Source organism: Sphingobacterium spiritivorum ATCC 33861 (genome assembly GCF_000143765.1).
In the GTDB taxonomy this organism is placed as follows: Bacteria; Bacteroidota; Bacteroidia; order Sphingobacteriales; family Sphingobacteriaceae; genus Sphingobacterium; species Sphingobacterium spiritivorum.
Window position 1 is genome coordinate 1,989,632 of the sequence record NZ_GL379770.1, and the last position, 13,513, is coordinate 2,003,144.

At 38.7% G+C, this 13,513-nt stretch carries 11 protein-coding genes; 6 read left to right on the forward strand and 5 right to left on the reverse strand.

Annotation, left to right across the window (positions count from 1 at the left end):
* The first annotated feature begins 112 nt into the window (after positions 1-112).
* The gene (locus tag HMPREF0766_RS08755; protein ID WP_236590486.1) at positions 113-943 is read left to right on the forward strand and encodes a glycerophosphodiester phosphodiesterase family protein; all 831 of its coding nucleotides are present in this window, start codon (positions 113-115) and stop codon (positions 941-943) included.
* 40 nt (positions 944-983) lie between these two features.
* Here HMPREF0766_RS08755 and HMPREF0766_RS08760 read toward each other — a convergent pair whose 3' ends face one another.
* Positions 984-2,198 carry an NAD(P)/FAD-dependent oxidoreductase gene (locus tag HMPREF0766_RS08760; protein ID WP_002995757.1) on the reverse strand — a complete coding sequence of 405 codons (1,215 nt, stop codon included), beginning with the start codon at positions 2,196-2,198 and terminating at the stop codon, positions 984-986.
* 110 nt (positions 2,199-2,308) lie between these two features.
* On the opposite strand from HMPREF0766_RS08760, the gene HMPREF0766_RS22375 reads away from it, so the two are divergent.
* Positions 2,309-2,455 (forward strand): hypothetical protein, encoded by a 147-nt coding sequence (locus HMPREF0766_RS22375; protein ID WP_002995760.1) that lies wholly within the window; start codon positions 2,309-2,311, stop codon positions 2,453-2,455.
* On the opposite strand, the gene HMPREF0766_RS08765 is transcribed toward HMPREF0766_RS22375, so the two are convergent.
* Complete coding sequence (locus tag HMPREF0766_RS08765; protein ID WP_236590485.1) at positions 2,433-3,302, reverse strand: mechanosensitive ion channel family protein; 870 nt, start codon at positions 3,300-3,302, stop codon at positions 2,433-2,435. The genes HMPREF0766_RS22375 and HMPREF0766_RS08765 overlap by 23 nt on opposite strands.
* A gap of 109 nt (positions 3,303-3,411) precedes the next feature.
* Between HMPREF0766_RS08765 and HMPREF0766_RS08770 the strand changes: the two genes are divergently transcribed.
* Entirely contained in the window at positions 3,412-4,590 is a 1,179-nt protein-coding gene (locus tag HMPREF0766_RS08770; RefSeq protein ID WP_002995766.1) for a cysteine desulfurase family protein, read from the forward strand.
* Between the two features lie 86 nt (positions 4,591-4,676).
* The gene (locus tag HMPREF0766_RS08775; protein ID WP_037460037.1) at positions 4,677-5,003 is read left to right on the forward strand and encodes a HesB/IscA family protein; all 327 of its coding nucleotides are present in this window, start codon (positions 4,677-4,679) and stop codon (positions 5,001-5,003) included.
* 90 nt (positions 5,004-5,093) lie between these two features.
* Here HMPREF0766_RS08775 and HMPREF0766_RS08780 read toward each other — a convergent pair whose 3' ends face one another.
* The 3 genes from HMPREF0766_RS08780 to HMPREF0766_RS08790 form a co-directional block, all read right to left on the reverse strand.
* Positions 5,094-8,024, reverse strand: coding sequence for a M16 family metallopeptidase (locus tag HMPREF0766_RS08780; RefSeq protein ID WP_002995772.1), 2,931 nt, complete (start codon positions 8,022-8,024; stop codon positions 5,094-5,096).
* A gap of 682 nt (positions 8,025-8,706) precedes the next feature.
* Complete coding sequence (locus HMPREF0766_RS08785) at positions 8,707-10,050, reverse strand: sensor histidine kinase (RefSeq protein WP_002995775.1); 1,344 nt, start codon at positions 10,048-10,050, stop codon at positions 8,707-8,709.
* Complete coding sequence (locus HMPREF0766_RS08790; RefSeq protein WP_002995777.1) at positions 10,047-11,396, reverse strand: sigma-54-dependent transcriptional regulator; 1,350 nt, start codon at positions 11,394-11,396, stop codon at positions 10,047-10,049. Before HMPREF0766_RS08790 ends, HMPREF0766_RS08785 begins: the two co-directional genes overlap by 4 nt.
* A gap of 162 nt (positions 11,397-11,558) precedes the next feature.
* On the opposite strand from HMPREF0766_RS08790, the gene HMPREF0766_RS08795 reads away from it, so the two are divergent.
* On the forward strand, positions 11,559-12,797 hold the full coding sequence (locus HMPREF0766_RS08795) for an efflux RND transporter periplasmic adaptor subunit (protein ID WP_002995781.1): 1,239 nt from the start codon (positions 11,559-11,561) through the stop codon (positions 12,795-12,797).
* A gap of 11 nt (positions 12,798-12,808) precedes the next feature.
* On the forward strand, positions 12,809-13,510 hold the full coding sequence (locus HMPREF0766_RS08800; RefSeq protein ID WP_002995783.1) for an ABC transporter ATP-binding protein: 702 nt from the start codon (positions 12,809-12,811) through the stop codon (positions 13,508-13,510).
* Positions 13,511-13,513 lie beyond the last annotated feature (3 nt).

A 13,513-nucleotide genomic window follows, 5' to 3' on the forward strand; every position in this document is an offset into this window, starting at 1 on the left:
CTATTTTTGTATAAAATAGATAAACATGAAATTTTATTTTTTTGCATTGTGCGGATTGGCTTTAACTTTAGGATTTTCATCTTGTAGTATGTTAAACAAAAAAAATCAACTGATGAACGACAGATTTCCTGATTTCTCTGCTGAAGCACACAGAGGCGGCAGGGGGTTATATCCGGAGAATACGATTGAGGCCATGAAGATGACCATTGAACATATGCCTCATATTACAACTTTAGAAATGGATTGTCACATCACAGCAGACAAAAAAGTAGTGGTTACACATGATGACTATTTAAATCCCAAATATATACGCTATGCGGATGGAAAGGATATTCCTGCTGACAAAAAGGATCTGAAAATCTATAAATTTGATTATAACGAACTCAAAACCTATGATACAGGTTCTAAGTTATACAGCGATTTTCCGGATCAGTTAAAGCTGAAAACCCACATTCCACTACTTTCCGAGCTTATTGATGCAGCTGAAGCTGAGGCTAAATTGCACCGGAAAAGTCCGATGTTTTATAATATCGAAACCAAGAGCTCTCCGAAAGGCGACAATATCCTGCATCCGCAGCCCTCTACATTTGTAGATCTGATGGTAGAAGTAATTATGAATAAGGGGATAGGCTCCAGAACGGTTATACAATCTTTTGATAAGCGTACGATACAATATCTGAATAAGATGTATCCGCAACTGAAATCTTCTTATCTGATCGACGGAAAGAATAAGCAGTCTGTTGAGGAGCTAATAAATGATTTAGGTTTTACTCCATTTATCATCAGCCCAAACTATTCACTTGTTACAAAGGAATTTGTTGCGGATTGCCATGCCAGAGGTATTAAGGTAATCCCGTGGACCGCGAATACAAAAGAGGAAATCAAACGGTTGAAAAAATTAAAAGTGGATGGTATAATCAGTGATTATCCAAACTTACTTTAGAATAGAAAAAGGAACATTAAGTTCCTTTTTCTGTTTATGCTTATTCAGATAGTCTTTCGAAACCAAAAGTATCTGCTCTGTCGTCTTTTTTTCCATCTAAGGTATTGCGGATAATCTGAGCAGCGATCATACTGAAGGTAATGCCATTACCACCGTATCCCAATGCATACAGCATCCTTTTCTTACCTGGCCATGCACCGATAAAAGGTAATCCATCTTTTGTCGAAGAAAATGTACCACACCAGGCCATACTGACTTCAAACTTAATTTCAGGAAACATTTTCTTTAGTTTGTAGGATAGTTTCCGGACTTTTTTCCGCAGCAACAAATCCCGTACCTTCGGATTGCGAAAGGGTTCATCCTCCCCTCCCATCATGATCCGGTTGTCTGCAGTAGAACGCATGTAAAAATAAGGAGACTGCGTTTCCCAGATCAGACTCTTTTCTTTCCAGAACTGTACATCTGCAATAGGATTCGTGACTAATGCATAGGTAGAATTGAGTTGCATCACTTCTTTTGGTAAAAATTGACCGGCTTCAAATCCTGCAGCAATAATCACGTATTTACAGGAAATAACAAATCCGCCTTTGGTCTTCAGATCATATCCTTCCCGCTTTTCCTGATAGCTGACAATCTCTACAGGACTGTAGATATCCAGTTCTTTTTTACTGTGATGATAATTTAATATACCTGTTGCAGCGGCATACGCATCCATCTGGGCGGACTGATCATTATAAAGTGCTCCAAATCCCTCAATACCGTATTCTTTCAGGAGTTGCTCTTCATCCAGATAAGATACCGGCAGTCCATATTGTGTACGAACATCATATTCTTCACCAATCATTCTTCGTCCTTTCCTGTTACTGGCAAGAAATATGGTCGAGACACGTTTGAAGTCTGCTTTTACATTTACCTGTTTCAAGACATTCTCCAAATCAGTGATAGACTGCAAACTCGATTGGTAGGCTTGTACAGCTTTCTTTTCACCTACATCCTTAAGCATCTGGCTCAGAGGCACATCTATCTCGTACTGCAATTGTGCAGTACTCGCTGCTGTACTGCCTGTAGCAACGGTTCTTTTATCAAAAATGGCACACTTAATTCCAGCCTCGCACAGTTCATGAGCCACCAAAGATCCTGTGATTCCTGATCCGATAATCGCAACGTCTATTTTTAAGTCTTCCTGAAGGGGCTTATTGTAATCGTAAAGGGCATTTTTTATTATCCAAAAAGGTAGTCCCGAATATAAATCCATATAATATTATTTATATCAAAAAACAAAACCGGCAAACAAAAGTTTCGTAAAATCCTTTTAAATAAAAAAGGACCGTCTGTAATACGGTCCTGATATATACTTTTGTAATTATGCGCAAATCTATTTTCAGACTATTGGCAAAGATCAATAAGGTGATTCTTCCAAAACTGAGTAAGAAAGATCCCACAAAACTGACCAAATTTCAACAGGCTATTTTAGCCTATCGTTACTTTATTACGACTCGCGCTTTGGATTAGTCGTCATCGTCAGCTTATCATTTACAATATGAAGCTCTGTCTGTGGAAAAGGAATGCTTATACCATGTTTATCCAGGGCGTTTTTAATGACCTCCTGATTTTCATTATTCGCAGGCCAGAAGTTTTCTTTCTTAGCCCATGCACGTATAGTAAGGTTCACGGAACTATCAGCAAGCTCGCTTACAAAGATTTCCGGAGCAGGTGTTTCCAGAATACGGTTATCTGATTTGAGTACTTCCAGAATAATATCCTTAGCCGTTTTAATATTGGCATCATACGATATACCGATTACATATTCCAATCTTCTGTTTACAATCTTGGTGTAGTTTTTTATAACTGAATTGGCCAGTGTACCATTCGGGCTGAATACCCGTATTCCGTCGGCACCAATTAAAGTAGTATAAAGCAAATCTATACGTTCTACCGTACCAGCCGAACCATTGGCACTGGAAACATAATCTCCGACTTCAAATGGTCTGAACATTAAAATCAATACACCTCCTGCAAAATTAGAAAGACTGCCCTGCAATGCCATACCTACCGCCAGACCAAATGCTGATAATGCTGCTATGAAAGATGTGGTCTGAATACCCATTGTACTTGCTGCAGTAAGAATAAGTAAAGCATACAGGATAAACTTTAACATGCTGGATATAAATGCACGTATGGATACGTCTATATTGCGTCTTTCAAAACGCTTATTCATGATATTGATCAGAAATTTGATCAGATACCGACCAAAGAATAATATGCCCAGACCTACCGCAATACTGGGTATACTGACAATAACTACATCTATAAGTTTTTCTAATCCGCCTTCAAATCTGCTAATATTTACTGTTTCCATACAATTGTTAAAATTTGAATATATTTGATTTTTCATTCCAAAGGTAGGAAGAATTGATTTTTTGCACTGTATTTTCTTTAACTTTTAAAAATCTTTAACATTCATTTCTATGATTTATTTAGATAATAATGCTACCACAGCACTCGATCCGGATGTATTGGAAGAAATGATACCCTACCTCACGCTTTCCTATGGAAATGCGTCGAGTATACAACATAAACCTGGCAGAATTGCTTCTGCTGCAGTAGTAAAAGCCAGAAAGCAGATTGCTACAAGTATTCATGCAAGTGAGAAAGAAATCTTCTTTAATTCAGGTGCTACAGAGGCAATCAACACCGTTATAAAAGGTGTATTTGCGCTTTACTCAGGCAAAGGAAAACATATTATTACTTCAGCTACTGAACATAAAGCAGTACTCGCGTGTTGTGAGCATCTTGAGAAAAAAGGCGCAGAAATAACGTATGTCCCAACAGACAATAATGGTATGATAGATACAAGTACACTGGCAGATCTGATCCGGCCGGATACCATTCTTGTAGCATTGATGGCAGCTAACAACGAAAGTGGTGTTATTCATCCCATAGAGGAGATTGCGACAATTACCAAAGAGAAGAATACTTTGTTTTTTTGTGATGCTACCCAGTATGTAGGTAAAGTACCGCTTAATCTCGAAAAGACCATGATCGACATTCTTTGCTTCAGTGCGCACAAGTTTCATGGTCCCAAAGGTACAGGAGCTTTATATATCCGCAGAAAATCCAGACCCACGCAGATAGTGCCCCTCATACACGGAGGTAAACAGGAACAGGGATTCCGTGGCGGAACCTATAATGTCCCTGCTATTGTCGGAATGGGAAAAGCGCTCGAACTGGCAGTCTCTGATTTGACCTGTCAGCAAAATATTTCCGACTTAAGGGATTTGTTAGAAAGCACGATCTTAACTGAAATACCGGACACAGAAGTCATTGCTTCAGCAGTATCCCGTATTGCCAATACTTCTAATATTACATTCAAACATACCAAAGCTACGGAAATCATGAGCAGGCTTCCCGATATAGCTATATCTGCAGGCTCGGCCTGTGTATCGGGTGACCGTGATCCTTCACATGTACTCAAAGCAATGCACCGCAGCGATGAAGAAGCGTTTTGCAGCCTGCGATTTAGTCTGAGCAGATATACAACGGAGGAAGAAATTAAAGAGACAGTTGCGAAACTCCGGACTGTTGTCCGGCAGATCCGCGATCAGTCTCCTGTATGGCAGCTGTACAAGGATGGGCTTTTGGATTGATTTTTGACAGAATACTAACAGAGAACACATTGCTTATTTTTAAAAAAATAGCGTAATTTGTAAGAAAAGCAGAAAACATGGACAGCATGATCACCATTACAGATAAAGCGAAAGAACGTATCCAATCTATCATGAAGACGGAACAGTACGACGACAGTTATTTTGTTAGGGTCGCCGTAGAGAGTGGCGGTTGCTCAGGTCTTTCTTATAAACTCGATTTTGATAACGAAGAAAAAAAGGGAGACCAGTTCTCTGAAGATAAAGGAATAAAAATCTGTCTGGATATTAAATCATATTTGTATCTGGCGGGTACCGAACTTGATTATTCAGACGGACTAAATGGTAAGGGATTTGAATTCCATAATCCTAACGCCAGCAGAACTTGTGCCTGTGGAGAGAGTTTCTCGGTGTAAACCTGAAAATAATAAACCCCGATTTTTAGTTTTTTGCTAACTATCGGGGTTTTCATATCATAAACATACAAAGTACTTAATGTATTGCGGTTAGTAGCCAAAAATCTCTTTCAATGTTAAAGTCTTCACAGAGCCAAATTTGGCCATATCTTCTTGTGTAACATTTTTATCGGAAGCAAGAATTAAATAAGTATAAGGCTTGTTAGCTAATTTTTCACGATGGAAAGCATTGATAGTTTCAAAGGTAACCGACCTGATCTCTTTATACCTGTCCATTCTCGAATCGTAGTTGTAGCCTAATTTTTTATCGTCAAAGTAGCGCTTAAAAATTTCATCATTCAATATCCTCCAAGATTGGTATGAACTCAATAAACTAGCCTTGACAGCATCAAAAATTTTCTCCCTTTTTGGCAGCACATTCAATAACTCATCCATGCCTGATATGGCTTCGTTCATTTTGTCAGCCTGAGTGCCTACGTAGGCAGTCATACTGCATTGTTTGTCCGGTCTGTCAGGAGAGTCGTAACTTGCATATGTTAAATAGGCCAAAGACTTAGACTCTCTGATGGTTTGGAAAACAATCGAACTCATACCCATTCCAAAATAGTTGTTGAATACTTTTATGGTCGTTTCGTCAGCCTTGTTGTATAAGCCAGTGTTTCTCCACCAGCAGATTTCAGATTGTACCATATCGTAGTTGATAAAGTAAACCCTGTTTGAATCCTGAATGCTGTAGGTATAGACATTAGCCGGAGCTACAGGGGTAAACGCTTTTGGTAATGCATGTGCTTGTTGGATATCAGCTGTAAAGGCTGTTATATCTTTAGGTCCGTAATAGGTTATCACATGCTCGTAGTTTTTCAGGTTCTTCAACAGATAGATCAGATCGTCTGCCCTGATGTTCTTTACCTCGTCATTTGATAGCACATTGTTGAAAGGGTTTAACCTGCCATATTGGGCATAGGAAGTAAGACCGTTCATGATGGTTCTTTTGTCCAGTTTCGAATTCTCCCTTGTTTTAAGGATACTGCTTTTCAATTCAGCCAAAGCCTTTTCATTTACTACTACATTGGCAAAAATATGCTCAACCAATGCAACTGCCTTGTCAAAGTTTTCCTGTAAACCACTTATTTCAAGGATAGTACTTTCATCTTTCACGTCTATTCTATAGGAGCAGGCAATCTTATAAAATTCCCTGCTCAGTTCCTCAGCGGTATATTTTTCGGTACCAAGGTAAGGCAAGTAAGCGACAGCGTGCCGTAGCAGCTTGTTGTTTTTGTTTCCAAGGTTGAAACGATAAGTCATTTTGAAAATAGAATTTTCCGTATTTTTGACGGCCAGTACTTCGGCGATACCTGATTTGCCAAAGCTAATGTTCTTTTGATAATCCAGAAACTTGGGTACAATAGGTTTATCCGCCACATTCATCAGATTCCTTGCAAATTCGGAAGATAAGCCGGTATTTGTATGGATAGGCGTAATGGGTGGTTTTTCTATCTTGACGATGTTTTTATCTTCGCCTTTGTGTTTATAGCCTATTACATAGTTATCCTTAAAGAATGTGTTGGCAAAAGCTATCACTTCTTCCTTGGTAATTTTTGCCATGTTATTGGTTTCGTTCAGCGTCCTGTCATATCCGGTGCCTTTGTTCAGGATAAATGCCTTAGTAAGACTTCGTAATCTGTTGCTACGATCATCAAAATATTCCAAGGAACTTAATTTTCTGTTGGCAACAATTGCTGTCAATAATTCATCCTCAAATTTACCATCTTTAAGCAACTGGATTTGCTCTAAAAGTAATTTGGCCGCCTCATCTAAGCTTTGGCCTTGCTTTGGTCTTGCCGATAAATTAAACACTCCGTAATCTTTCTTTTGTGAATAATTAACATGGGCACTCAGTAACTTTTGTTGCTTATTCAGGTTTATATCGAACAAACCAGCTTTACCATTCTTCAATATGCTGCTGATTAACGAGAGCATCAGACTCTCTTTGCTATTCTCAGCATAACCACGGTAATAAATCTCGAGCATTTCTTCATTCGGGCCATATAAGTCAACCCTTTGTATATTGGTTAAAGGCTTTTCTGGTGCAGGATTGTATAGTGATAGTGGTTTAGGCACCATATAGCTGAATGCTTTATCCACTTTTTTAATCATCTCATCCGGATTCAGATCTCCTACTAAGATAACCGCCATATTATTAGGCACATAGTACCTGTTATAGTAGTTGCGGATTTCGATTAACGAAGGGTTTTTAAGATGTTCAATAGTACCTATGCCTGATTGTTGTCCATAATTGTGCGTAGGGAACAATTTGCTCTCCATGGCTCTCACCAACCTCCATATATCACTATCCAGGTCTGTGTTCATCTCCTCATAAACTGCTTCCAGCTCCGTATGAAAAGTACGGAATACAGGCTTGCGGAAACGCTCCGACTCGATGGCTAAAAACTTATCTACCGCATTTGATGGGAATCTAGCGGAATAGTCTGTACTTTCGGCCGAAGTCCCGGCACCGCCTCCACCCCCGATTTCTTGTATCATTTTATCATACTCGTTGAGGATAGCGAAGTTAGAGGCTTCGCCGGATACCTTGTCGATTTCTTTGTAAATCTCTTTACGTTGTGCAGCATCAGTTGTTTTATTGTACTTTTCGTAAAGCGCATCAATCTTGTCCAGCAATGGTTTTTCTTTGGTCCAGTTCGCGGTCCCAAATTTATCAGTCCCTTTAAACATAAGGTGTTCCAGGTAATGCGCCACACCCGTTGCGTTTTTCGGATCGGAATTACTGCCTGCCCGTACGATTATATTAAAATTAATTTCAGGTGCCCTGAAATCTGAAGAAAGAATCACTGTTAAGCCGTTTTTCAAAGTATAGAATCGGCTTTTGAGCGGGTCGTTGGTTATATATTTATAATTGTAGCCTCCCGATGTGGCTGTTTTCCACTGATAGGTGGAATTTTGAGCGGATAAGTTGAAACTTGCTAAAATAAGGAAACAATTCAATAGTATCTTTTTCATATTAAAAATAAATTATCATTAAAAATAAAATTTCAATAATATGTTTTACTGATAAGAGTAAAATATATTAATAAAGCAGATTGTAAAATAAATATAAATCACAGATTTACAGTAAAATACAACAACAAAAAACTACGGAAGCAAGGTACAAATTAATCGCATTAATGAAGAAATATTTTTAAAATAAAATCACACTTTTAAACTCAAATAAATAATTGTAAATAAGAAGAACTGGATCTAAGCTGAAAACCCTAGCCGACAACCTTAGAAAAAGATGTCCTTAATTTCGATATATATAATCGTATATCAAACAGTTTCGCCAAACATAACCTTAAGACGGCTCAAGAAACGGAAATTATTTTTAGATTATAAATATTAACACAAACGCGTTTATTCTACAAAAGCCTCTTAATTGTTAGCCATCTGTAACTCCATAACCTTAATATCCATATTCCTGATATTCGTACGGTTGTTGCATGGAAATATCGGAGAAATATCTCCCATGCTGAACACGATTAAGATATGCCGTATGGTATAATCTGTTTATATAGCTTAAAGGTTTATCTTCAATTTAACATCTGATAAGATGAAAGAATATGACTCTATATACTGTGCAAATACGGTGATGTAACCCCTTTATGTTAACTTCCTTATGAATGTGTACATTACTTTTGTGGCTTTCCTAAGCCTCTGTCTCTGTTACAGGTAAAGCAAGTACAAATGTATTACGATCAGTTTTGATCTGATAAAACAGATAGCCGCCATGTGCCTCGACAATACTTTTGGATAAGGTGAGTCCTATTCCGCCCCCATCCTTTCGGGTCGTATAGAAGGGCAGAAATATCCTGGACACAATCTCAGGATCTATTATTCTTCCGGAATCAGCAAATTCTATATAAACACGTTTATTCAAAGTATAAACCTGCAGAAAGATCTCCTTAACACTCTGATTTTCTACAGCATACATGCTATTTGTAAAAAGATTGATCAACACCTGCTCCATCTGCACCGCATCTGCAAATATGCGTATATCAGAAGCTACGTCATAATGCAAAGTGATTCCTTTCTGTTGTAATATTCCGGAATATCCACGCAGGCAATTCTGTATAAGCGGATCTACAGCTATCCATTCAGGCTGCGGGCTGGGTAACATAGTCAGACGTCTGTAGCGTTCCACAAATTTTTGCAGATGATAACTTCTGTTCAAAATGGTATCTACGCTTATCTGCACATCTTCTTTATCTTCCGCACTGAGAGATTCCTGTTCCAGAATCTCACTCACATTTCCTGCCAGTGAATGTATAGGAGTCAGTGAATTCATCAATTCATGTGCGATTACTTTCATAATGGACAGCCAGGCTTCATTTTCTGTAGAATCTATAACACGCTGTATAGAATCCAGTAAAATGATATAATACTGCTGGTCTCCTACCTTGCTCACCGAGGTCTGAATAACAAAAGTTTGCTTTTCTTCTTTATTGATCTGAATATCTATTGTAGACTTATATTCTGCAAAATTCTTTTGTTCTATCGCCTCGTAAAATTGGGGTACAAAAGATTTAAACTGATGCCAGTATGTAATGCCGGGCAGGCCAAAATACTTGCGGAGGTATACATTCATGTTCATTACCGTCCAGCTATCTGTACTTTTCTTCAAAATCAAAACCCCTGATTCCAGACTATTAAGCAGCTGTTGATAGATGAATGCCTGAGACTGAAGATCAAATGAGGCTTTTTTATTCTTCTCATACAATCGTATAAGCTGATTCAGCACTATATTCTCCTTTTGTTCCTCAAAACTCAAAGTGTAATCATCATACAACATAGCCTGTACAATACTATCAAACTTACTGTAATACCGTTTGATAAATACCCTTGTCTCAAAAACAAGGATCAGTAAAAATATAAATATACTTGTCAGTACATACCAGAGACTATGAATACCGCAGTATATAGCCACAGCAATGAGTATAGCTATTATTAATGTACGGATCACTATCCCGATCACCAATTTATGTGTAATCATTCTTTTGGATTTGGAATGCTGTATTTTTCTAATTTGCGATATAAAGCTGCCCTGGATACTCCGAGTTCATGGGCGGCTTTACTGATATTTCCGGCATACTTCTGTAAACTGTCAATTATCAGGTTACGTTCCACATCGCTTATGGTCGTCTCCTCTTTACTTTTTACTAAAGCCAGTACTCCTTCAAATCCCATATGCTCAAGAGTAAGCTCCGGCTGATCTGCTAATATCACCGCACGCTCTATACGATTCTGAAGCTCCCGTATATTACCCCGCCATTCATATTGTTCCAATTGCCTCAGCGTACTGTCTCCTATATGCAACATCTCCATATCGTATTTTTCGGTCATGTGTTTCATAAAGAACTGCAACATATCCGCTATATCGTCTCTCCGTTCCCGTAATGCCGGAAGATAAAGCGACACCGTATGTATACGATAATACAGATCTTCGCGAAAAGTCTTTTCCTTTACGGCTGATTCCAGATCGACATTTGTCGCAGTGATAATCCTTACATCCAGCTGTCTTACTTTGGATTCTCCCAGTCTGGTTACACCCTTACTTTGTATAACCTGCAATAATTTTGACTGTAGATGCAGCGGTATATTTCCGATCTCATCCAGAAAGATAGTTCCTCCATCAGCCTGTTCAAATCTACCTGCTGTATCCGCACGTGCATCAGTAAATGCTCCCCTTACATAACCGAACAATTCGCTTTCAAACAGATTTTCATTCAGGGAGCCCAGATCTACATGTATAAAAGGACGATCTCTTCTCGAAGAATGCTTATGAATATATTCGGCCAGTACATATTTCCCTGTCCCGTTTTCTCCCTGGATCAATACGGTCGCATCTGTTTTTGCTACCCGCTCCCCCATTTGATATACTCTTTGAATCTCTGCTGAACTTCCCTGAAAAAATACCGGCGCTGATGGAACAGCAGTCTTTTTAGCTTTACGAATCTGTTGTACGGCAGATTTCACTATTTCTATCAGCTTATCATTATCCCAGGGCTTTAGCATATAATCTATAGCTCCCAACTTGATGCCTTCCACTGCCGTTTCTACATTGGCGTAAGAAGTCATCAGTATAATCCTGACCTGCGGAAAGTGCTCCTGCACTTCTTTTAACCTGTAGATCCCTTCTCTTCCATTTTCATAGCCCAGACGGTAGTTCATATCCAGCAAGACAACATCGACCGCATAACTCCGGATTTTATCCAGCAACTGACCTGGATCAGACAATACATTTACTGTTTCAAAATATCTTTTCAGTATCATTCTGGAGGCGATCAACACCTCTTCCTGATCATCTACGACTAAAACAGAAGCTTCAACTTTTTTCATTTCATACAACTAATTGTTCACTACCGGACAAACAAGTGTCCGAAACCGAACACTAAAATATACAACCACAAAAACACAATCTGATAATCAATTAATTACACTTCAATTAAGCAGATGGCACAGATATTATTGCAGAATTAACAACTACATAATTCAAGAATAATGGATATAGCAATCCCTCGTAAAAATAGAAAAAAACAATACATTGCCCTATCAATTTTAGGTTTTTTAGCGATTATAACCGCCGGCATCTACCTGGCTACACGGCCTTCATCCTTGAATATAAAAAAGGAAGAAGTACAGATCAAAGCAGTTAAGTACGATAGTTTTGAAGACTTTGTTGTATTTCAGGCACAGGTAGATCCGCTACATGCTATGTTAATTAATATTGTAGAGGGAGGTGCTGTACAGGAACTGTTCGTAGAAAACGGCGCAATGGTAACTCAGGGAATGCCTTTGGCCAGATTGTACAACCCTAATACAGAATTCAATTTTCTTTCGCAGGAGACTGCTATTATTGAACAGATGAATAATCTCAATGTACAGAAGTTGTCGCTAAGAAACCAGGAACTGGAACTTTCGAAGGAACTGATCACTATTGACCATGATTATAATGATACCAAATTGCAATATGATATGAATCAGAAGCTCTATTCGAATAAAGTATTAGCAAAAAACGAATGGGAACAGACACAGGAGAAACACAGATATCAGGAAGAACGAAAAAATCTGATTCAGAAAAATATATCCAGAGAAAAGGAAGTTAATCAGATACAAATCGCTCAGATCAATCAGGCTTTACAGGCCATGCACAAGAGTTTGGAAACGCTTAGGGAGAATAAGAAGAATTTTCTGGTTTTGGCTCCCGTTAGCGGTCGTCTCAGCTCTTTCGATGCCGTACTCGGCCAGACCTATCAGGCGGGTACAAGCATAGGTAAGGTAGACGTCATGAAAGGGTATAAACTCATGGCTTTGATCGATGAATTCTATCTGGAAAAAATCAATTCCGGTCAGACCGGAAATATTGAGATGAAAGGAGAATCAGTACCGGTACGTGTTTCCAAGATTCTTCCTGAAGTCAAAAACGGTCAGTTTAAAATAGAACTGGACTTTACAGATAAACAACCTGAGGGACTGCAACAGGGACTTTCATTCGGAGTCAAGCTGATATTGTCCGGAAAAGAAAAGAAACTGGTCATTCCTAAAGGAACTTTTAGTAATGTAAGCCAGGGGAAATGGATCTTTGTTGTGGAGGGTAATAAAGCAAACAGACGCTCCATAGAATTAGGTAGAGAAAATCCTTATTATTACGAAGTTATCTCCGGACTCAAAGAAGGTGACAGGATCATTACATCCGGCTATGAGGACTATAAAAATATACAACTGCTAAATCTAAATTAACACATATCAATATGATACACATTAAAGACTTAACCAAGGTATTTACCACTGAAGAAGTACAGACCAAGGCACTCAATAATATTAATCTGACGATTACTGAGGGAGAATTTGTATCCATTATGGGACCTTCAGGCTGTGGTAAATCCACTTTATTGAATATTGTAGGTCTGCTTGACCATATAAGTGCAGGCAGCTATCAACTTCTGGGTGAAGAAATTGCAAAACTCTCTGAATCCGGAAGATCTAAAGTCCGCAAAGCTAACATTGGTTTTATCTTCCAGAATTTCAATCTGATTGATGAACTAAGCGTTTTTGACAATATTGAACTTCCCCTTATCTATAATAAAGTGCCTGCAGCAGAACGCAAGAGCCGTATCCATGAAATTGCTGAAAAACTAAATATTGCGCACCGTCTGCAACATTATCCGCAACAACTCTCCGGAGGACAGCAACAGCGTGTAGCTGTAGCTAGGGCTTTGATCAATAATCCGAAAATTATCCTTGCAGATGAGCCTACAGGAAATCTGGACAGCACAAACGGAAATGAGGTAATGGAGTTGCTGACGCGCTTGCATGCCGGAGGCGCTACCATACTCATGGTCACCCACTCTGCTCAAGATGCCGCTTTTTCTCAAAAAATAATTACGATGAAAGACGGAGAGATTCTGAGTGAAAAGATCAATCAGAAAACAGTCGATATTTTCACCAGATAAGCA